This window comes from Pseudomonas sp. B16(2017) (assembly GCF_002113205.1).
Classification (GTDB): domain Bacteria; phylum Pseudomonadota; class Gammaproteobacteria; order Pseudomonadales; family Pseudomonadaceae; genus Aquipseudomonas; species Aquipseudomonas pharyngis.
This window is the reverse complement of sequence record NZ_NEKA01000008.1, coordinates 195,823-215,786: the sequence shown is the minus strand read 5'-3', so window position 1 is coordinate 215,786 and position 19,964 is coordinate 195,823. Positions and strand designations below refer to the sequence as shown.

Below are 19,964 nucleotides of genomic sequence, written 5' to 3'. Positions count from 1 at the left end.
ACTAATTGCTGCTAACATGGCCGTCCGTGCGTAGAACCATAGAGACCGTGATGAGCCAACCCTGGAGCCCTGACAGCTGGCGCGCCCTGCCGATCCAGCAACAACCCCAATACCCCGACGCCGCGCATCTGCGCCAGGTCGAGCAGACGCTGGCCAGCTATCCGCCGCTGGTGTTTGCCGGCGAAGCGCGTGAGCTGCGCCGTCAGTTTGCCGAAGTCACCCAGGGCCGGGCGTTCCTGCTGCAAGGCGGCGACTGCGCGGAAAGCTTCGCCGAGTTCTCAGCCGCGAAGATTCGCGACACCTTTAAAGTGCTGCTGCAAATGGCAATCGTCATGACCTTCGCCGCCGGTTGCCCGGTGGTCAAAGTCGGGCGCATGGCCGGCCAGTTCGCCAAGCCACGTTCGGCCAACGACGAGACCATCGACGGCGTGACTCTGCCGGCCTACCGTGGCGACATCGTCAACGGCATCGGTTTCGACGCCGCCAGCCGCGTACCGGATCCGGAGCGTCTGCTGCAGTCGTATCACCAGTCCACCGCCACCCTCAACCTGCTGCGCGCCTTCGCCCAGGGCGGTTTTGCCGACCTGCATCAGGTGCACAAGTGGAACCTGGACTTCATCGCCAACTCGGCGCTGGCCGAAAAGTACAGCCATCTGGCCGACCGCATCGATGAAACCCTGGCCTTCATGCGTGCCTGCGGCATGGACAGCTCGCCGCAACTGCGCGAAACCAGTTTCTTCACCGCCCACGAAGCGCTGCTGCTGAACTACGAAGAAGCCTTCGTGCGCCGCGACAGCCTGACCAATGATTACTACGATTGCTCGGCGCACATGCTGTGGATCGGTGACCGCACCCGTCAGCTTGACGGTGCCCACGTCGAATTCCTGCGCGGGGTGAACAACCCGATCGGGGTGAAAGTCGGCCCGAGCATGAACCCCGACGACCTGATCCGTCTGATCGACGTGCTCAATCCGGACAACGATCCGGGCCGTCTGAACCTGATCGCGCGGATGGGCGCGAACAAGGTCGGCGATCACCTGCCGGCGCTGATCCGTGCGGTGCAGCGTGAAGGCAAGCAGGTGCTGTGGAGCTCCGACCCGATGCACGGCAACACCATCAAGGCCAGCAGCGGTTACAAGACTCGCGACTTCGCGCAGATTCTTGGTGAGGTGAAGCAGTTCTTCCAGGTTAATGAAGCGGAAGGCAGCTACGCCGGCGGCATCCACATCGAGATGACCGGGCAGAACGTCACCGAGTGCATCGGTGGCGCGCGGCCGATCACTGAAGATGGATTGTCGGATCGCTATCACACTCACTGCGACCCACGGATGAATGCCGATCAGTCGCTGGAATTGGCGTTCTTGATTGCTGAAACCCTGAAGCAGGTTCGTCGCTAAGGTTCGATATTTTTAGCGTCTGAGTTGGCCTCTTCGCGGGCAAGCCCGGCTCCCACAGGATCGATGTCGTACATTTGGTTTGTGAACGACTCGGTCACTGTGGGAGCTGGCTTGCCAGCGATGAGGCCGGTTCAGTCGCAGCCGATCTGAACCATAGCCATCCGGAGCCGACCGGCACTTTCCCGCTGACAATTGAGCTGCACCCGCGCGAGCCCCAACCAGTCCGCCATGCGCCGCAGGTTCAGCGCCAGGGCCAGCATTCCCGCCTCGTCCAGCCCCGTTTCTTCCTCGTGCACCGCATGCACCGCCAACCGCCCCGCCACCCGTTCGGCGCGCAGATCAACCCGCGCGGCAATCCGTTCGTTGTGCAGGAACGGCAGCACGTAATAACCGTAGACCCGCTTGTCCTGCGGTGTGTATATCTCCAGACGATAGCGAAAATCGAACAGCCGCTCGGTCCGGCTGCGCTCCCAGATCAGTGAATCGAAAGGTGACAGCAGCGCGCTGGCTTCGACTTTTCGAGGGATTTTCGGCTCGGGCAGGCAATAAGCGATCTGCCGCCACCCGGCGACTTCGCAAGTCAGCAGCTGCCCGTCCTCGACCAGTTCAGCCAGACGCGGGCGGGCATCGGAAGGCTTCAGGCGGAAGTAATCACGCAGGTCTCTTTCCGTGCCGACACCAAGCGCTTGCGCTGCATGCAGCAGCAAACCGCGCTGCGCCTCAGCCTCATCGGGCAATGGCTGGTGCAGCACGGAAGCCGGAATGACGCGCTCCGGCAAGTCATATAACCGCTCGAAGCCACGGCGTCCGGCGACGGTGACTTCGCCAGCAGCAAACAGCCATTCCAACGCGTGCTTTTCCGCGCTCCAGTCCCACCACGGCCCGGCCTTTTCTTCGCGGGTCGAAAGGCTGCCGGCGCCCAATGCGCCCTGCTCTTGGACCGACGCCAGCACGCGGCGGATGGTGTCCTGTTGCTCGTGACCGAAGCGCGCCAATTGCTGATAGATGTCTTCACCGCGCCTGGCCCGCTGCATGCGCCAGCCCATCAACGGGTACATCGACAACGGCAGCAGCGACGCTTCATGGCCCCAGTATTCGAACAGCGAACGACGTCGCCCCGAACTCCAGGCAGCCTGGTCGAGCAAATCGGAAGAATAGGAACCGAGACGGGAGAACAGCGGCAGGTAATGCGAGCGCACAACGGCGTTGACGGAGTCGATCTGCAACAGGCCGAGGCGTTCGATCAGCCGGTTGAGGTGCATGGCCTTGACATTCGGCGGCTGGCGCCCGTGAAACCCTTGGGCAGCCAGTGCCAGACGTCGAGCCTGTTTAAGGGAAAAGGACAGTGTCGCGGGCATGTGTACCTCCATGTCTGCTCGCAACCTACCTCACTGCAAGAGGGTTTGTGTAGCGATGGCCTCATCATTTATGCATCGGATCGTCCCAGAACGGCCGCACCGACTCGTGTTCGACATCGGCACGGCTGACCCCGATGTCCTTGAGCGCTTCGTCGCTCAGGCTGGCGAGCAGCTCGCGCTCACGGTGCAATTCGTACCACCGGCTAAACTTGTGCAACAGATCGGAAACGATATGGCCGGAAAATTTTTCTTCGCCTGCGTACTCTCTTTGACCTTTCATCGTGTTGCCTCCTTTTTGGGATGGCTCAAGTCTCCCGCCAGAGCTACGATCAATCCAACGAATGTTTCTGATGGCATGCATCACGGAGATTCATCAATTGTCGGCATATCCCAGTATCGATACCGATGTCCTGCGCACCTTTGTCGCGATTGCCGATCAGGGCGGTTTTACCCGTGCCGGCGAAATGGTCAACCGCACCCAATCGGCGGTGAGCATGCAAATGAAGCGTCTGGAAGAGGACGTGTTGCAGCGCCAGTTGTTCGAGCGCGACGGGCGTCAGGTGCGCCTGACCGCTGAAGGCCAAGTGTTGCTCGGCTATGCGCGGCGCATCCTTAAACTGCACAGTGAAGTGTTCAACACCCTGCGCGAACCACACATGGTTGGCACGGTCAGGATCGGCACGCCGGACGATTACGTGATGCGTTTTCTGCCGGGGATTCTGTCGCGTTTTGCGCAGTTCTATCCGCTGATCCAGATCGAAGTGCACTGCGAGTCCACCAAACAGCTGCTGCAGCGCACGGATCTGGATCTGTCGATCGTCACCCGCGAGCCGGGCAATGAAATCGGCCAACTGCTGCGCAAGGAGCGTTTCGTGTGGGCCGAGGCGCAGAATTTCAGCGCCCACGAGCAGACGCCGTTGCCGCTGGCGATGTTCAACAGTGATTGCTTCTGTCGCCTGTGGGCCTGCAATGCGCTGGACGCGATGGGCCGCGAATACCGGATCGCCTACAACAGCACCAGTCTGTCGGCGTTGATGGCGGTGGTGAGCGCGGGTCTGGCGATCACCGCGCAACTGGAAAGCCTGATCACTCCCGACATGCGGATTCTCGGGGCCGCCGAGGATCTGCCGCTGCTGCCCGAAGCCAGCATCATGCTGATACGCAACCTCAACAACCCCTCGCCGATCACCGAATGCCTGGCCGAGCACATCGTCGAAGGCTTCAAACTTTAAAGGCGAGCATCACCGCGCACAGCACCAGGAACCCGCAGAACAGCCCGCGCAGGAGTTTTTCCGGCATCGCGTGGGCGACTTTCACACCCCAACTGATGCTGGCCAGCCCGCCAATGGCCAGCGGCAGGCCGATCATCCAGTCCACTTCGTGGTGCACCGCGTACGTTACCAGCGTGACGCCGGTGCTCGGCAATGCCAGCGCCAGCGAAAGACCCTGAGCGACCACTTGAGTAGTGCCGAACAGACTGGTCAGTACCGGCGTCGCCACCACCGCCCCGCCGACACCAAACAAGCCACCCATGGCGCCTGACGCCGCGCCGAGCACGCCCAGCCACGGCCATGAATAACGCATCTCGGAGGTGGCCGCCGGGCGCGCACCAAACATGCGCACCAGGTTGTAGGCCGACAAAGCCACGAGGAACGCGACAAAACCGATGCGCATGGTTTGCGCGTCGATGCCCACGGCCCAGATCGAGCCGATCCACGCAAAGCAGAATCCCATCACTGCCAGCGGCAACGCATGGCGGAGTTCGATGCGGTTGCGCTGGTGATAACGCCACAGCGCCAACATTACGTTCGGCACCACCATCACCAGCGCCGTGCCTTGGGCGATCTGCTGATCGAGCCCGAACCAGACACCGAGCAAGGGAATGGCGATCAGCCCGCCGCCAATGCCGAAGATCCCACCCAGGGTGCCAAGGGCGGCGCCGAACAACAGGTACATCGAAAACTCGATCACAGCAGAATTCCTCAAACGTCAGGCGATTCATCCTACGCAGTCGGCGCTGGCACGGAAACGCACAGCAACGCACAATGGCTGTGCCAAATCCGCATAGGCACTGGACTGATTCATGAATCCCAATCAATTGACCGACCAACTCGGGCTGTTTCTCGATGTGCTGGAGAGTGGCAGTTTTTCCGCCGCCTCGCGCCGACATCCGCTAACGCCCTCCGCCGTTGCCCGGCGTATCGATAGTCTGGAAAGCGCGGTCGGCAGCCAGCTGTTCATCCGCAGCACCCACGCGGTGCGTGCCACACCGGCGGGTCTGGCATTTGCCGAACGGGCGCGGCGGATTGTGGCGGAGTTGCAATTGGCCCGGGCTGAAGCGGTATCCCTGAGCAGTGCGCCGGAGGGTCTGATTCGGGTGGATGCGCCGGCGGCGTTCGGACGGCGGCATCTGGCGCCGGTGATTGCCGATTTTCTGGTGCTGTACCCGGGGCTGGACGTACAACTGCATTTGATCGACAGCTTCGTCGACATGGACGGTTCAAACCTGGGCAAAGTCGATCTGGTGTTGCGCGCCGGGCAAATGGCTGACACCCGGCTGGTGGCCACCCCTCTGGCGAGCATGGTCCGCATCGCCTGCGCCAGCCCCGACTATCTCAAGCGTCGCGGCGTACCGAGCGAACCCGCGCAATTGAGCGAGCATGACGGCCTCGATTGGGACGGCCTCGCCCCGCCCTTCGCCTGGCGCTTCGAACAGGATGGACAAATGCAATTGCACCGCCCGGCGCGGGTGCGCATGAGCGCCAATAACGCCGAGGCGCTGGTGTGCGGCGCGCTGGCGGGACTCGGGATCGCGCATCTGCCAACCTGGTTGGCCAGCGAATACCTGTTGCGTGGCGAGTTGCTGCCGCTGTTTTGCGAACACGGTCTGCCAAAGCCGGAAAGCACCGGCATCTATGCACTGCGGCTGGAGCAACAGGCCAGCTCCCGCAGCCGTCTGCTGTTGGAATACCTGAAGACCCGGTTCAGCCCCGTGCCGCCTTGGGATCTGGCATTGCAACGGGAGCTGGGCCGGCACTGACCGATTCGCCACCGGGCACAATTGTCTGGCGCATTAAAGATTCGAGCGCTAGATTCATCTGCATCACCGTTCAAGGCACTGACATGACCACCGACCGCAACACCTCCGATCACTGCGAAGACCTGCTGCTCGACAATCAGGCCTGCTTCGCCCTGCATTCCACTTCGCTGATGATGACCAAGGTCTACAAGCCACTGCTGCAAGCGCTTGGCCTGACGTATCCGCAATACCTGGCGATGATGGTGCTGTGGGAGAAGGATGGTTTGACCGTCGGAGAAATCAGCACGCGCCTGCTGACCGACCCGGGTTCACTGACCCCGTTGCTCAAGCGGCTGGAAGGTGAAGGTTTGCTCAGCCGTACGCGAAGCCGTGAGGATGAGCGTGTGGTGATCGTTGAACTGACTGCCCAGGGACGCGCCTTGAAAGACAAGGCCCGGACCGTTCCACAATGCATCCTGGGGGCCAGTGGCTTCACGCTGGAGCGCCTGCAACACCTGCAAGCCGAGTTGCAGGCCTTGCGTGGTCATTTGCAGGACAGCCTCACTTAAAACTCCCCCTTTTCCTGTGGGCGCAGCCTTGCGCCTGCAGGCGCATCGCCCCTTCCCCGCTTATCACAGAAAAATTTTTTCATCTCGTTTTACATTCAAAAAATCCTTCAATATCAAAAGCTTGAGATCACGCCACTTCCCAATCCAAGCGCTAATTCCTGCTTTCTTCAAAAATTTATCTTGCGCGCTAAATATTAGCGAAGTACATTTACTTCGCACCTAGTTAGCGCGCAAACAATTAGCGCAACAAACCACACTTAATGAGGCTCACACCATGCAAACTCTCTACACCGCAATCGCAACCTCCACTGGCGGCCGTGACGGTCGTGCGATCTCCAGCGACAACATTCTCGACGTCAAACTCGCCACCCCGAAAGAACTCGGCGGTGCCGGCGGCGCAGCTACCAACCCTGAGCAACTGTTCGCCGCCGGCTACTCGGCCTGCTTCATCGGCGCCCTGAAATTCGTCGCCAGCCAGACCAAACGCAAAATCCCGGACGACGCCTCGATCACCGCTCACGTCGGCATCGGCCAGATCCCTGGCGGTTTCGGTCTGGACATCGACCTGCACATCAGTCTGCCGGGCCTGGAACAGGCTGACGCACAAAGTCTGGTTGACGCGGCTCACCAGGTCTGCCCGTACTCCAACGCCACTCGCGGCAACGTCGATGTGCGTCTGCACGTCACCGTGTAATCACTGACACTCAGGCCCGTACAGGAAATGAACATGAACACTTTCAGCAAAGTCTTGACCGGTACTCTTCTCGCCCTGTCCATCCACAGCGCATTCGCCGGGGAGGTTGAACACAACACCCAGGCGTTCCTTGATGTGCTGAATGCCGGCAACGGCAAACCGATGGAACAGATGACGCCCAAGGATGCCCGCGCCGTGCTGACGGGCGCGCAGTCCGGGGTCAAACTGACGCTGCCCAAAGCGGACGTCAGCGAGAAAACCATCCAGGTCGATGGCCAACCGTTGAGCCTGACCATCGTCCGGCCGGCCGGGGTCAAGGGCGAGCTGCCGGTGTTCATGTTCTTCCACGGCGGCGGCTGGGTGCTGGGGGATTTCCCGACCCACGAACGTCTGGTGCGGGATCTGGTGGTCGGCTCGGGTGCGGCGGCAGTGTTCGTCAATTACACCCCTTCGCCGGAAGCGCATTACCCGGTGGCGATCAACCAGGCTTACGCGGCAACCAAATGGGTAGCCGAACACGGCAAAGAGATCAACGTCGACGGCAAGCGTCTGGCGGTGGCGGGCAACAGCGTCGGCGGCAACATGGCGGCAGTCGTCGCCCTGATGGCCAAAGACAAAGGCACCCCGGCGATCAAATTCCAGGTGTTGCTGTGGCCGGTGACCGATGCCAATTTCGATACCGGTTCGTATAACCAGTACGCCGAGGGGCACTTCCTCACTCGCAACATGATGAAGTGGTTCTGGGACAACTACACCACCGACGCCAACCAGCGGAACGAGATCTACGCCTCACCGTTGCGGGCAACCACTGCGCAGTTGAAAGGTCTGCCGCCTGCGTTGGTCCAGACTGCGGGGGCTGACGTGCTGCGTGACGAAGGTGAAGCCTACGCCCGCAAACTCGACGAAGCCGGCGTGCCAGTGACCTCGGTGCGCTACAACGGCATGATCCACGACTACGGTTTGCTCAACGTGGTCAGCCAGGTGCCGGCAGTGCGTTCGGCGATGCTGCAGGCCTCGGAAGAACTGAAACAGCACCTGAAGAAATAATTTTCAGGCGCAAAAAAGCCCGACTCAATGGTCGGGCTTTTTCTTTCCGCAAAAAGCAGTGCTTATTTGGCACGGCCTTTGTAGGAACCGCCTTCGCGGGTATCGATCTCGATCATGTCGCCGATTTCGATGAAGTCAGCAACCGACAGCTCGGTACCGTTCTTCAGTTTGGCAGGCTTCATCACCTTGCCGGAAGTGTCGCCGCGAGCGGAACCTTCGGTGTAGTCAACCTGACGCACGATGGTGGTCGGCAGCTCTACGGAAACCAGACGGCCTTCGAAGAATACGGCTTCGCAAACGTCGGTCATGCCTTCTTCCACGAATGGCAGAACGCTTTCGATGTCTTCGGCGTTCAGCTCGTACATGGTGTAGTCGGTGGTGTCCATGAACGTGTAGGAGTCACCGCTGATGAAGGACAGGGTCGCTTCTTTGCGGTCCAGAATCACGTCGTCCAGCTTGTCGTCCGCACCGTAAACGGTTTCGGTCTTGTAACCGGTCAGCAGGTTCTTCAGCTTGGTCTTCATGATCGCGCTGTTGCGGCCCGACTTGGTGAATTCAGCTTTCTGAACCAGCCAAGGATCGTTGTCGATACGGATCACGGTACCGGGTTTGAGTTCTTTACCAGTTTTCATTGCGAATATCCGAATTTGGATGGGATTTACAAAAATCTAGGCCGCGTATCATATCCAATTTCGGTAAAACTGTACCAGCGCCGTCGCAAGATCGGCCTGCAAGGCTTGTTCCAGACACCACGCGCTGGCATTTTCCTGCAGTTCGGGCCAGTATTTACGGGCCTCAAGCCAGTGGTCGCCGATAGGCTGGCCGGCACTCCAGGCACGCCATAGACCGTTCATCGCCTCGGCGGCAGCGGGCGAAAGGCGTTTTGTGTAGAGCGCAAGGAAGGCGTCGAGCTTGTCGAGATGGATGTCTTCGTCCTGCTGATAGATGTGCCACAGCATCGGCCGCCCCGCCCATTGCGCTCGGACAAACGAGTCCTCACCACGCACCGCGTTGAAATCACAGCACCAGAGCAATTGATCGTATTGATCCTGACGGACGAACGGCAGCACCTGCACTGTCAGCGACTGACGAACGTGCATTGCACCGACCGGCAGCGACTCGACTCCAAGCCAACGGGCGACATCGCCGAGAATCCGGCCTTCCGGCACCAGCAGATGGGTAGGCGTAGCGTCCGCCGCGAGCACATCCAGCCAACTGGCGAGTCCGGCATTCTCGTAGGCAAACAGCGAAATCAGCTGCGCACCGGATGCAGGAGCGATCCCCAGACCATGCAGGAATTGTCGCTGCGCCTCGGGGTCCTGTTGAAACTGCTGACGCCGCTCCAGTAAACCGCTCTCACGCAGCAAGCCGCCGGTCCCCGGCTGAAATCCCGGAAAGAAAAAGTACTTCTGCACCGACTTGTACTTCACCGACGGCAGACCGTGGCAGCCAGTCACCCAGTCTTCAGCGCTGAGATAGTCGAGGTTCATCCACAACGGCGGCTTCTCCCGTGCGGCCATGGCGTCCATGTAAATGCTCGGCAACTGGCAGGCAAAAGCCGCGATCACTACGTCGGCCGCTACTGATTCCTGCCACTCAGCCGGCCAATGCCGGACTTCGACGCCCTGCTGCCATTGCTGATCGAGGCCGATGTCGATTTCCGGGCAAATGCGTTCGAAAGCGCGCAGGTCATCGACCCACAATCGCACCGTCATTGCCTGCTCGCTGACCAGTTGCCGGGCCAGACGCCAGGTCACGCCGATGTCGCCGTAGTTATCGACGACCGTACAAAAAATGTCCCAGCGGGTGTTCAGTGGCGGCATTCAAGGCTCCCGTTGGCAAAAGCGCCGATTGTCCGCATAAATGTCTCCATGCAGAAGAGCCGACGGCAATTAATCTTCGTGCGACAATCGCCACTCGCCCGCATTCATCCGCCAGGAGGCAGCCATGCCCTATCGTCCCAACCCGCGTCGCCCCTTGCCTGTTCAGTTTAGCGCGCTGCAATTGACCGGCAGCATTGCCCTGGGTCTGTGGCTGGGTTTCCTGGCCATTGCGCTGACTTGCTGGCTCGCCTCGCTGCTGTTCAGCCGTCAATTGCAGCCGGTGGCGGAAGCGGTGCAACAACTGAGCAAGCCTCCGGTAGCCGCCCAGCCGCAGCCAGAACCTGAGCCACAAAACCGCCTGTTCGAGCAGTACGAAGAAAACCTGCGCAAGAACGAACAGCAGGCACGCCTGGACCAGGCCCGTGGCAGCACGCGCAATCTGTCGAACCCCAAATGCCAGTTCTGGCTGCAACAGGATCAGACGGCCCCGAGCGAAAAAAGCCGCGCCAACGTCCTGCAATTCTGCGATTGATCATGAATAAACAGATTGTTCACCAACTGATTCTCGACAAGCTGCGCGTTGATCTCGACATCGCCGAGCGCGCGGCGCAAACCGCTTACGAAACCGCGACCCACGAAGAGAACATCGCCGAAAACAAGTACGACACTCTGGGCCTCGAGGCGTCGTATCTGGCGGCGGGCCAGGCGAAACGGGTCGAGGAAATTCGTCAGTCACTGGCGCTGTGCCAGAACCTGACGCTGCGCGCGTATGACGATCAACGCGGGATTGAAATCGGCGCCCTGCTCGGTCTGGAAGACGAAAAGGGTCGCGAGCAATGGCTGTTTCTGGCGCCGGATGCGGCGGGTCTGAAAGTCGATGTGGTGGGTCAGCCGATTACCGTCATCACCCCGCGCTCGCCGCTGGGCAAAAGCCTGCTGGGCAAGTTCGCGGGTGACGAGGTGGAGATTCTGGTAGCAGGCACCCGGCAACAGTTTGCTGTCACCGAGGTGCTGTAGACAGGGGCTTAGTGACAGGGGCTTAGTGGACCGGCAGTTCGACACCATCGAAAAGCTCTTCCAGTTCCTGCTTGTTGTGGCACTGAATGGCCTTGGCCATGACTTCGCGGGTTAGGTGCGGCGCGAACTTCTCGATGAAGTCGCACATGAAGCCGCGCAGGAAGGTACCGCGACGGAAACCGATCTTGGTCACGCTGGACTCGAACAGTTCGCTGGCATCGAGCACCACCAGATCGTTATCCAGTTTGGTGTCGACCGCCATTTTCGCCACGATGCCAACACCCAGGCCCAGACGTACGTAGGTTTTGATCACGTCGGCGTCGGCAGCGGTGAACACCACTTTCGGCGTCAGGCCGCGATGGCTGAAGGCTTCGTCGAGTTTCGAACGGCCGGTGAAACCGAACACGTAAGTCACGATCGGGTATTCGGCCAGCGCTTCAAGGGTCAGCTTCGGCAGTTTGGTCAGCGGGTGGCCCTGAGGCACGACCACGCAACGGTTCCAGCGATAGCACGGCATCATTACCAGATCGCCGAACAGCTCCAGCGCTTCGGTGGCAATGGCGAAATCGACGGTGCCGTCAGCGGCCATCTCGGCGATCTGCATCGGCGAGCCCTGGTGCATGTGCAGCGCCACGTCCGGGTATTGCTTGATGAAATTGCTGATCACCGGCGGCAGCGCATAGCGTGCCTGGGTGTGGGTGGTGGCGATCGACAGGGTGCCCTTCTTCTCGTTGGAGAATTCCTGGGCGATCTGCTTGATGCTTTCGACCTTGCGCAGAATTTCACCGGCAGTGGTGATGATGCGCTCGCCGGCCGGCGTGACACGGGTCAGGTGCTTGCCGCTGCGGGCGAACACTTCGACGCCCAGTTCGTCTTCCAGCAGACGGATTTGTTTACTGATGCCCGGTTGCGAGGTGTAGAGGCTTTGGGCTGTAGCGGAAACGTTGAGGTCGTGGTGCGCCACTTCCCAGATGTAGCGCAGTTGTTGAAGCTTCATATGAATCCCTCAAAGCAGGTAGACGCCACGGGCATCAGCGACGGTATATAACTATATTAATGGTTTGAAGAATAAATCTAGAACTTTTTTATCAAAGTGCCATTATTCCTGCTTCAGCGATCCTCTCGACGCCGACGCTCCACCAGCGGCACCAGATAAACCGGCACCTTGGACAATTGCAGCAGCCGGGCCGCCGTTCGCCCCAAAGGTGTTTCCGCCCCGACCCCGTGGCTATGACTTCCTACGATCAGCAAATCGACAGAGAGTTTCTGCACCTGATCGAGAATCACCTGTGACGGATCGCCCTGCAGCACCCGTACCGCGCGTATCCGCTGCAGGTCCTGCTCGCCCTCGTCCCCCAGTTCTTCGCGAAAACTGTCGAGCACCCGCTGCTCGATATTGGCAATGACCGTTTTCAGACCCTGACTGTGAAATTCGTTCAATGCCTGTTCGTCGAGATAGCTCTGCAACACCGATTCGGCAAACAGCCCCATGGGCTCCACCGCGTGCACCACGTACAGATCGGCATTGAACGTTCGCGCCATCGCCAGGGCATGCTGCATCACTAACGGTGCGTACAGACCGAGGTCAGTGGCATACAGCATCGAACGAATCATATGACCTCCTCGCGTGCCAACATGGCGGAGATTTGATTCAGCTTAGCAGTGCCTTGGCGAGTACGACGTGCGACGCAACGTCTTGAACCACGAGGGCTTTAGACCGCCGGTTCGTTGCTGATGCCATGAGGCACGTGACCGGTCGCCACCACTTCCCGGGCCAGCTCGCAGTGGCCGGCCTGATCGTCGAAAAACACGTCGGCGGCGAAGGCTTCGAGGAACGCCGATTTGGTCAGGCCGCCGAGGAACAGCGACTCGTCCAGACGAATGTCCCACTCGCGCAAGGTACGGATCACCCGCTCGTGGGCCGGAGCCGAGCGCGCGGTGACCAGTGCGGTGCGGATCGGGCACTCCTCATCGGAGAACTCGCGCTGCAACAGATTGAGCGCCGCGAGAAAGCCCTTGAACGGCCCGCCGCGCAACGGTTCGCGAGCGGATTCACGCTCCTTGGCCTGGAAGGCTTCGAGGCCACCGGATTGATAGACGCGCTCCGACTCGTCGGAAAACAGCACCGCATCACCGTCGAAGGCGATGCGCAATTCGTCGCTGGCCGCACGGCTGGCGCCCCCGGACAGAATGGTCGCCGCCGCGAAACCGGCATCCAGCGCGGCGCGTACGTCTTCGGCATGGGTGGAGAGAAACAGGTCGCAACCGAAAGCCTTCAGATACGGATAAGGACTGCGGCCGCCAACGAACGCCGCACGGGAGATCGCCAGGCCGTAATGACCAATGGAGTTGAAAACGCGCAGGCCTGTGTCGGCGCTGTTGCGCGACACCAGAATCACCTCGACCCGGGCGCGACCGAGGCGACTGTTGAGATTGAGCAGTTTTTCCACCAGCGGAAAGGCATCACCCGGCGCGAGGATTTCGTCTTCGTGTTCGATCTGATATTGCCGATAGGCTTCGACGCCACTCGACTCATACACCTTGTGGCTTTCGCTCAGGTCGAACAGGGCACGGGACGAGATCGCCAGCACCAGTTTGTCATCGATGTTCTTGGCCATGCCTTTCCCCCAGTGCGACCGGTTTAAACGTTACGCCGGTCGATAAAGCTCAATGTGCGATACAACGATTCGATGCGCGGCAACTCGCAGCCTGCCGCTTTTGCTGCCGCCAAAGGACGAGCGTAGATCGCCTCCAGCTCCAGCGGTCGCTTGTGCAAAAAATCGTGGTACATGCTCGGCCAATAGTCGGGCATTTTCTCGGTCATCATGAACAGGTATTCGGCGTAACCGGGCGGCATGTCGTGACCGCAGGCCTTGGCGCCCTGCACCACTTCGGCCATCAGCGCCTGAATCAATGCGCGGCTGTCCGCATCGGCCATCAACGGCGTGGTGCTGGCACCGAGCAACACCGAAAGTCCGTTATAGGGAATGTTCCACACCAGTTTCTGCCAGCGCGCCTGATGCAGGTTCGGCATCGCCTGGGAATCGAGACCGGCGGCCCTAAACAGACCGGCGCCCTCCTCGACAATTGCCATGCGCGCCGCGTCATCCGCTGCCGGGCCGCTGTGATAGCCAACGTTCACCGCCCCCAGCGCCTGGTGGGTGACCTGGCCCGGCCCTTCGCGGTGGACGCAGATCAGGCACAAGCCGCCCAGCAAGTGCAGTGAATCGGGCAGCAACGCCCGCAAGCTGTCTTCGACGTCGAGGCCGTTTTGCAATACCAGCACTTTCGCGTCGGATTTCGCCGCCTGAATGATCGACGGCGCCAACCCGGCATTGCTGGTGGTCTTGGCGCCGACCAGCAGCCAGTCGCAGGGCGGCATGTCTTCAGCCGACGAATAGGCCTGCACCGGGTTCAGCGTCAACACACCATGCACGGCACTGTCTACCTGCAAGCCGCGCTCGGCGACTGCGGAAAATTCACTGCGCAACAGAAAGTGCACATCGAACCCGGCCCGGGCCAGCATCACCCCATAAAACCCGCCGATGGCACCGGTGCCAATGATCCCCACCACCGGTTTGTTCACTGCTCCCATCACGGCAACTCCTCTGCAATTCGACCCAGCGCCTGCGCCACGGCTGCGTTCAGCTCATCGGCATTCAGGCGCGTGTGTACCGCCCCAAAGAACTCGCCGTCGCGCACCACAAACAGCGCCGGCAAATGAAAGACCTGATAACGCTCGACCAGTCCGCCGTTGTCACCGGCATCGATCCAGCACACGCGATCGACGACCAGATCGAGCCCCGGCAACACTTCGCGGGCATAGCGGCAACTGGCGCAGCCGACGCTAGTGAAAATCACCAGCGAAACGCCGCTCATCGCCAGCAGCCGTTGGTCGGCGTCGAAATCGGTCAGCTGCGATTCGACCACTATACTGGGGGAAACAATGTCAAATGGCCGACACAGGGAGTCTGTGCTCATGGGACGGTTTATTCCTCATCCGGATGATGTGCCCGTTGAATTGACCTTGCTCACACCGGAGTGTATTTCGCGTCAACGGCTGCACACTATCAGCCTCGGCGGCATCGCTTGCAATTACCACCGTGCCTGGCGCCATGGCACTGCGTTGCAAGTGCGCATGCCGACACTCAACGCCGACATCTGTTATCCGGGCTACGTGGCCTGGTGCCTGCGACGTAAAAAAGGCTATCTGGTGGGTATCGCCTTCACCGACGAACAGACCTTGTTCAGCGCGCGAATGGGTGAGCAGGTGTGTCAGATCGAACGCTATTGCCGACTCAACGACGCCCACGACGACCTCCAGGATATTCAGGCCCTGGCCCTGCAATGGGTCGAACAACACGCCGACGAGTTCTCCCACGACACCGTTCGCAAGGCTTTCGCGCAGCCCGTGCTGGACTGAACAGTGACTTGCCCATTGTCTAGCAGGCGCCTAACGCGATAAGGTTCGGCTCCCCGACGCGCTTAAATCTGCTGTGCTCCGCCGCGCGGGGATCGCTGGCGGCCGGCACCCGTGACCTGACGAGTAAACGATGGCTGATTTACCGATCAACGACCTGAACGTCGCTTCCAACGAGACCCTGATCACTCCCGATCAGCTCAAGCGTGATATCCCTCTGAGCGACGCTGCCTTGCGCACTGTCACCAAGGGTCGCGAAGTCATCCGCAACATTCTCGATGGCACCGACCATCGTCTGTTCGTGGTGATCGGCCCCTGCTCGATCCACGACATCAAGGCTGCCCATGAATATGCCGATCGCCTGAAGGTGCTGGCGGCAGAAGTCTCGGACACCCTGTATCTGGTCATGCGCGTGTATTTCGAAAAGCCACGGACCACCGTCGGCTGGAAAGGCCTGATCAACGACCCGTACCTGGATGACTCGTTCAAGATCCAGGACGGTCTGCACATCGGTCGCCAACTGCTGCTGGACCTGGCCGAGAAAGGCCTGCCGACCGCGACCGAAGCCCTCGACCCGATCTCCCCGCAGTATCTGCAGGACCTGATCAGCTGGTCGGCCATCGGCGCACGGACTACCGAATCCCAGACCCACCGCGAGATGGCTTCCGGCCTGTCCTCGGCGGTCGGCTTCAAGAACGGCACCGACGGCGGCCTGACCGTGGCGATCAACGCGTTGCAGTCGGTCTCCAGCCCGCACCGTTTCCTGGGCATCAACCAGGAGGGTGGCGTGTCGATCGTCACCACCAAGGGCAACGCCTACGGCCACGTGGTGCTGCGCGGCGGCAACGGCAAGCCGAACTACGATTCGGTCAGCGTCGCCCTGTGCGAGCAGGCGCTGAACAAGGCGAAGATCAAACCGAACATCATGGTCGACTGCAGCCACGCCAACTCCAACAAGGATCCGGCCCTGCAACCGCTGGTAATGGAGAACGTCGCCAACCAGATCCTCGAAGGCAATCAGTCGATCATCGGCCTGATGGTCGAGAGTCATCTGAACTGGGGCTGCCAGGCGATCCCGAAAGACCTCGCCGACCTGCAATATGGCGTGTCGATCACCGACGCCTGCATCGACTGGTCCGCTACCGAAAACACCTTGCGCAGCATGCACGCCAAGCTCAAGGATGTGCTGCCGAAACGTCAGCGCAGCTGACAGCCGTTTCGCAGGCATAAAAAAACGCCGGGCATTGCCCGGCGTTTTTGTGTATGCGGTGAGGTCAGTCAGATCTTGGCGGTGCGCCGCTGATGACGCTCCATGTAGCGCTCCACGTAGGAGCACGAAGGAATGACCGTGTAGCCCATTTCATCGGCGTATTGCAGCGCCCGCTCGGTCAGGGCTGCCGCAATGCCTCGGCCACGCAAAGCGTTGGGCACGAAGGTGCGGTAGATATCCAGGGTCTGTTTCCCCAGATCCATGTAGGTCAGGTAGGCACGATGACCGTCCACATTGGTCTCGAACTGATGACCAGCCTGGTCATGGTGGATGGACAACGCCTCGCTCATCACTACTCCTCGCGGGTCTCGAATTCTGACCCCTACCTTACCGATGTTTTCCCGGCGAAGGAACATCTACGCCACCCCGTGCCTGATGGGCATCGAGAAGAACTGCACCGATCTCGCGCAACACGAGCACGTATCAAATAGTAGGCACCATTGGCGAAAATGCTCAAGGTACGCTCGTCATCGTGCGGATTGACGGGGCAGTTCCGGTGGACTCAGGGCCGGTTCGGGAGACGATCTTCCCGAGCCGAAAGGCTGAACATCGCCGGATGTTGAGACTTAAGACGAGCCGCCTGTTTTAAAGTCACCTCAACATGGACAAAGATATGCGAGGCGCTGCGCAAATTCGCAACAAAAGTGTGGACGAATCCATATAGACAGACTTTGGCCACTACCTGCAAAACAGCGCACGGCACCGGGAACTTTTTCTCATTAACTCGCTCATCTCGCGGCTTACAGCTGGATATTTTTTATACAGCGCAGTTAAAAGTTGCTCGAAAAAGAATCAACGCCTACAATTTTTTTTGCTTCTTGCCTTACGTCAGTTTACTTACTACAAGTAATGGGTAGTATGTACGCCGGCTATTTCCTCAATCGGAGGAGACAGCCACTTAATTGAAAGTCCTTGAAGGGGAACACGATGAACAACGTTCTGAAATTCTCTGCTCTGGCTCTGGCCGCAGTTCTGGCTACCGGTTGCAGCAGCGCATCGAAAGAAACCGAAGCACGTCTGACCGCTACTGAAGACGCAGCTGCTCGCGCCCAGGCTCGTGCAGACGAAGCTTACCGTAAAGCTGATGAAGCTCTGGCTGCTGCTCAAAAAGCACAACAGACTGCTGACGAAGCTAACGAGCGTGCTCTGCGCATGCTGGACAAAGCTAGCCGCAAGTAATAATCCTCCGGGATTGTTATCGAGCCGACCCATTTTTTGGGTCGGCTTTTTTGTGCCCGCTGTTTTCTACGGGCGACAAAAAACCCGCCGATGCAATAGCCTCGGCGGGTTCTGTCTTACAGCTTATTGCTGCAGGTCGATCGGTGCGCTGGAGACCATCGGCGCCGAAGTGTTCGGCGTGCCGATTTCAGTTGGCAGGCCATCTTCGGCCGCCACCACATCACGCACCACATCCCAGTTCATGCGCAGATTGTTGGTGATGTCTTCGCGCTTGAGCATCGCATTGATCACAGCGGTGTGCTTGTCGACTACCGACGGGTTGCCCTTGTCGTCAATCGGCGTGTGCGCTTCCAGATAGACCTTGCCGCCACTGCGACCGAACTTGTACGCATCGTTGATGATCCGCACCGACGTACCCACCGGCACCATGCTGGCCATTTCCAGCACGTTGTTGTTGAACATGCGGAAGCAACCGTGGCTGGTGCGCATGCCGATGCCGAACTTCTTGTTCGAACCGTGGATCAGGTAGCCTGGAGTCCCCAGGGTGAACTTGAACGGGCCCAGCGGGTTGTCGGGACCGGCGGGCACCACGTTCGGCAGCGGATCGCCATCGGCGGCGTGCTCGGCCTTGATCGAGGCAGGCGGCGTCCAGGTCGGGTTCGGAGTCTTGGCAGTGATTGAGGTGTGGGCAATCGGCGAACCCCAGCCCTCACGACCAATTCCCAATGGGAAGGTGTACACCACGTTCCGGCCTTTCGGGTAGTAGTAGAGACGGTATTCGGCGAGGTTGATCACGATGCCTTCACGCGGCCCCGGCGGCAGGATGAAACGCGTCGGCAGGACCACTTCGGTGCCGGCGCCCGGCAGCCACGCATCGACGCCCGGGTTGGCCGCGACCATCTCCGAATAACCCAGATCGTAGGTGGTGCCCAGATCGGCAAAAGTGTCTTCGTACTTGGCCTTGATCACCTGCACCTGGCCGATGATGTCCTCACCGGGTGGTGGCAGGGGAAACTCCAGTGCGGCAACGGGACCGGCCACACACAGGGCGGCAAGAGACAGGCAGCGGGTGACGGCAGGAAAACGCGGCAACATCCGGAGAATCCTTCGCAAGATCGACAAGGGTATAAGAGCGCGATTGTACACCGCGCCCAGGGAATTCGGGGAGATGCGCCGATAGACCGCGATATCGACGAAAAAGGACTCAGAGCTCGAAACGCAGCTCAGGCCAGATCGGCGAGGTGCCGCGCTTCTGCGATTCGAGGATTGCCCGGCACAGCGAGCACAGGCGCTGATCCTGGAACACCCGGCGATCCACGCTCGACCAGCGCGGTTGCGCCGGCAGCAGACTGCCGCACAGGGTGCGGTCCGCCGAACCACCGAGCTCCAGTTGACGGGTCACCAGATGCACCCGCACTTCCTGGCAGGCGAACAGATCCAGCTGTTCGTCAGGCTCGATCAGTTGGTAGGCGAACAGGGACCAGGCAGGACGCGGCATCGGGGGCTCCAAATAAGGGGGCGCCACATTAGCCGAAAGCCTGCCGCTAGAAAAGCCTCATAGCAGCGGTTTTAGCGTCGGCCAGACATTTTCCAGCAACTTGCCCTGAGCCCCGGCCGCCGGGTGCAGACCGTCGGCCTGCATCAGGTCCGGATGCCCGCCCACGCCGTCGAGGAAAAACGGCACCAGCGGGATTTTCTTCTCCTCGGCGAGTTTGCCGTAGACCTCGGCAAAGGCATCGGTATAGCGCTTGCCGTAGTTGGGTGGCAATTGCATGCCGAGCAACAGCACCTTGGCACCGCTTTGACGGGAGCTGTCGATCATCGACGCAAGATTTTGTTGCAATTGCGTCGGCGGAATTCCGCGCAGGCCATCGTTGCCGCCCAATTCGAGGATCACCAGTTCCGGCTTGTGCTCTGCAAGCAGCGCCGGCAGCCGCGCCTGGCCTCCGGCGCTGGTGTCGCCACTGATGGACGCATTGACCACCTTATCGTCAAAACCTTCGGCCTTGAGCCGCTGTTCGAGCAACGACACCCACCCCAGCCGGGTATCCAGTCCGAAACCCGCGCTGATACTATCGCCAACGATCAGGACTGTACCCGCCGCTGCGTTCTGGGCCATGCACATCAAGGCCAGGCCAGCACTCAAAAACCACACACGCATCGGATTCTCC

At 60.1% G+C, this 19,964-nt stretch carries 25 protein-coding genes; 11 read left to right on the top strand and 14 right to left on the bottom strand.

All coding sequences use genetic code 11. From position 1 onward, the window contains the following. Positions 1 to 50: 50 nt before the first annotated feature. Positions 51 to 1,397: a class II 3-deoxy-7-phosphoheptulonate synthase gene (locus tag CAG25_RS16255; protein WP_085612213.1), complete on the top strand. Its 1,347-nt coding sequence runs from the start codon at positions 51 to 53 to the stop codon at positions 1,395 to 1,397. Between the two features lie 131 nt (positions 1,398 to 1,528). On the opposite strand, the gene CAG25_RS16250 is transcribed toward CAG25_RS16255, so the two are convergent. Continuing rightward, positions 1,529 to 2,755, bottom strand: a complete 1,227-nt coding sequence (locus tag CAG25_RS16250; RefSeq protein WP_085612212.1) for a winged helix-turn-helix domain-containing protein — start codon at positions 2,753 to 2,755, stop codon at positions 1,529 to 1,531. 64 nt (positions 2,756 to 2,819) lie between these two features. Further along, complete coding sequence (locus CAG25_RS16245; protein WP_039770454.1) at positions 2,820 to 3,035, bottom strand: DUF1127 domain-containing protein; 216 nt, start codon at positions 3,033 to 3,035, stop codon at positions 2,820 to 2,822. 97 nt (positions 3,036 to 3,132) lie between these two features. Here CAG25_RS16245 and CAG25_RS16240 point away from each other — a divergent pair, with 97 nt between their 5' ends. Further along, positions 3,133 to 3,987 carry a LysR substrate-binding domain-containing protein gene (locus tag CAG25_RS16240; RefSeq protein WP_007908606.1) on the top strand — a complete coding sequence of 285 codons (855 nt, stop codon included), beginning with the start codon at positions 3,133 to 3,135 and terminating at the stop codon, positions 3,985 to 3,987. Here CAG25_RS16240 and CAG25_RS16235 read toward each other — a convergent pair. Further along, a complete protein-coding gene (locus tag CAG25_RS16235) occupies positions 3,977 to 4,711 on the bottom strand; it encodes a sulfite exporter TauE/SafE family protein (protein ID WP_085612261.1) in 735 nt (244 codons plus the stop codon). The genes CAG25_RS16240 and CAG25_RS16235 overlap by 11 nt on opposite strands. A 127-nt stretch (positions 4,712 to 4,838) precedes the next feature. Here CAG25_RS16235 and CAG25_RS16230 point away from each other — a divergent pair, with 127 nt between their 5' ends. From CAG25_RS16230 to CAG25_RS16215, 4 genes are all read left to right on the top strand, one after another. Then, the gene (locus tag CAG25_RS16230) at positions 4,839 to 5,795 is read left to right on the top strand and encodes a LysR family transcriptional regulator (protein WP_085612211.1); all 957 of its coding nucleotides are present in this window, start codon (positions 4,839 to 4,841) and stop codon (positions 5,793 to 5,795) included. 83 nt (positions 5,796 to 5,878) lie between these two features. Next, positions 5,879 to 6,343, top strand: coding sequence for a MarR family winged helix-turn-helix transcriptional regulator (locus CAG25_RS16225; protein ID WP_085612210.1), 465 nt, complete (start codon positions 5,879 to 5,881; stop codon positions 6,341 to 6,343). A 274-nt stretch (positions 6,344 to 6,617) separates the two neighbouring features. Further along, positions 6,618 to 7,037 carry an organic hydroperoxide resistance protein gene (locus CAG25_RS16220; RefSeq protein ID WP_034155242.1) on the top strand — a complete coding sequence of 140 codons (420 nt, stop codon included), beginning with the start codon at positions 6,618 to 6,620 and terminating at the stop codon, positions 7,035 to 7,037. Between the two features lie 33 nt (positions 7,038 to 7,070). Further along, the gene (locus tag CAG25_RS16215) at positions 7,071 to 8,084 is read left to right on the top strand and encodes an alpha/beta hydrolase (protein ID WP_085612209.1); all 1,014 of its coding nucleotides are present in this window, start codon (positions 7,071 to 7,073) and stop codon (positions 8,082 to 8,084) included. A gap of 62 nt (positions 8,085 to 8,146) precedes the next feature. Here the strand turns inward: CAG25_RS16215 and CAG25_RS16210 are convergent, their stop codons facing one another. Both CAG25_RS16210 and earP read right to left on the bottom strand, forming a co-directional pair. Further along, positions 8,147 to 8,716, bottom strand: a complete 570-nt coding sequence (locus CAG25_RS16210) for an elongation factor P (protein WP_007955690.1) — start codon at positions 8,714 to 8,716, stop codon at positions 8,147 to 8,149. 48 nt (positions 8,717 to 8,764) lie between these two features. After that, on the bottom strand, positions 8,765 to 9,907 hold the full coding sequence (gene earP, locus CAG25_RS16205; protein WP_085612208.1) for an elongation factor P maturation arginine rhamnosyltransferase EarP: 1,143 nt from the start codon (positions 9,905 to 9,907) through the stop codon (positions 8,765 to 8,767). A 124-nt stretch (positions 9,908 to 10,031) separates the two neighbouring features. On the opposite strand from earP, the gene CAG25_RS16200 reads away from it, so the two are divergent. Beyond that, complete coding sequence (locus CAG25_RS16200) at positions 10,032 to 10,439, top strand: hypothetical protein (protein WP_085612207.1); 408 nt, start codon at positions 10,032 to 10,034, stop codon at positions 10,437 to 10,439. A 2-nt stretch (positions 10,440 to 10,441) separates the two neighbouring features. Beyond that, a complete protein-coding gene (locus tag CAG25_RS16195) occupies positions 10,442 to 10,924 on the top strand; it encodes a GreA/GreB family elongation factor (RefSeq protein ID WP_085612206.1) in 483 nt (160 codons plus the stop codon). A 22-nt stretch (positions 10,925 to 10,946) separates the two neighbouring features. Here the strand turns inward: CAG25_RS16195 and cysB are convergent, their stop codons facing one another. The 5 genes from cysB to CAG25_RS16170 all read right to left on the bottom strand — a co-directional run bounded on the left by cysB (position 10,947) and on the right by CAG25_RS16170 (position 14,905). Continuing rightward, positions 10,947 to 11,921, bottom strand: coding sequence for an HTH-type transcriptional regulator CysB (gene cysB / locus CAG25_RS16190; protein ID WP_003183769.1), 975 nt, complete (start codon positions 11,919 to 11,921; stop codon positions 10,947 to 10,949). 113 nt (positions 11,922 to 12,034) lie between these two features. Then, positions 12,035 to 12,538, bottom strand: a complete 504-nt coding sequence (locus CAG25_RS16185) for a universal stress protein (protein ID WP_007955683.1) — start codon at positions 12,536 to 12,538, stop codon at positions 12,035 to 12,037. 98 nt (positions 12,539 to 12,636) lie between these two features. Next, complete coding sequence (locus CAG25_RS16180) at positions 12,637 to 13,542, bottom strand: 5'-nucleotidase (RefSeq protein WP_085612205.1); 906 nt, start codon at positions 13,540 to 13,542, stop codon at positions 12,637 to 12,639. 23 nt (positions 13,543 to 13,565) lie between these two features. Next, the gene (locus CAG25_RS16175; RefSeq protein WP_178076476.1) at positions 13,566 to 14,522 is read right to left on the bottom strand and encodes a putative 2-dehydropantoate 2-reductase; all 957 of its coding nucleotides are present in this window, start codon (positions 14,520 to 14,522) and stop codon (positions 13,566 to 13,568) included. Then, the gene (locus tag CAG25_RS16170; RefSeq protein WP_085612203.1) at positions 14,519 to 14,905 is read right to left on the bottom strand and encodes a co-chaperone YbbN; all 387 of its coding nucleotides are present in this window, start codon (positions 14,903 to 14,905) and stop codon (positions 14,519 to 14,521) included. The genes CAG25_RS16175 and CAG25_RS16170 overlap by 4 nt, the downstream gene beginning before the upstream one ends. On the opposite strand from CAG25_RS16170, the gene CAG25_RS16165 reads away from it, so the two are divergent. Then, entirely contained in the window at positions 14,904 to 15,347 is a 444-nt protein-coding gene (locus CAG25_RS16165; RefSeq protein WP_011335308.1) for a PilZ domain-containing protein, read from the top strand. The genes CAG25_RS16170 and CAG25_RS16165 overlap by 2 nt on opposite strands. Before the next feature lie 130 nt (positions 15,348 to 15,477). After that, entirely contained in the window at positions 15,478 to 16,554 is a 1,077-nt protein-coding gene (locus CAG25_RS16160) for a 3-deoxy-7-phosphoheptulonate synthase (protein WP_007908583.1), read from the top strand. A gap of 68 nt (positions 16,555 to 16,622) precedes the next feature. On the opposite strand, the gene CAG25_RS16155 is transcribed toward CAG25_RS16160, so the two are convergent. Beyond that, entirely contained in the window at positions 16,623 to 16,904 is a 282-nt protein-coding gene (locus CAG25_RS16155) for a GNAT family N-acetyltransferase (RefSeq protein ID WP_007955658.1), read from the bottom strand. Positions 16,905 to 17,541: 637 nt separating this feature from the next. On the opposite strand from CAG25_RS16155, the gene oprI reads away from it, so the two are divergent. Then, complete coding sequence (oprI, locus tag CAG25_RS16150; RefSeq protein ID WP_025113130.1) at positions 17,542 to 17,793, top strand: outer membrane lipoprotei OprI; 252 nt, start codon at positions 17,542 to 17,544, stop codon at positions 17,791 to 17,793. A 123-nt stretch (positions 17,794 to 17,916) separates the two neighbouring features. On the opposite strand, the gene CAG25_RS16145 is transcribed toward oprI, so the two are convergent. The 3 genes from CAG25_RS16145 to CAG25_RS16135 form a co-directional block, all read right to left on the bottom strand. After that, positions 17,917 to 18,888: a L,D-transpeptidase family protein gene (locus tag CAG25_RS16145; RefSeq protein ID WP_039770479.1), complete on the bottom strand. Its 972-nt coding sequence runs from the start codon at positions 18,886 to 18,888 to the stop codon at positions 17,917 to 17,919. A gap of 109 nt (positions 18,889 to 18,997) precedes the next feature. Further along, on the bottom strand, positions 18,998 to 19,291 hold the full coding sequence (locus CAG25_RS16140; protein ID WP_003226812.1) for a hypothetical protein: 294 nt from the start codon (positions 19,289 to 19,291) through the stop codon (positions 18,998 to 19,000). Positions 19,292 to 19,348: 57 nt separating this feature from the next. After that, positions 19,349 to 19,954 carry an arylesterase gene (locus CAG25_RS16135; RefSeq protein WP_085612202.1) on the bottom strand — a complete coding sequence of 202 codons (606 nt, stop codon included), beginning with the start codon at positions 19,952 to 19,954 and terminating at the stop codon, positions 19,349 to 19,351. Positions 19,955 to 19,964: the final 10 nt, after the last annotated feature.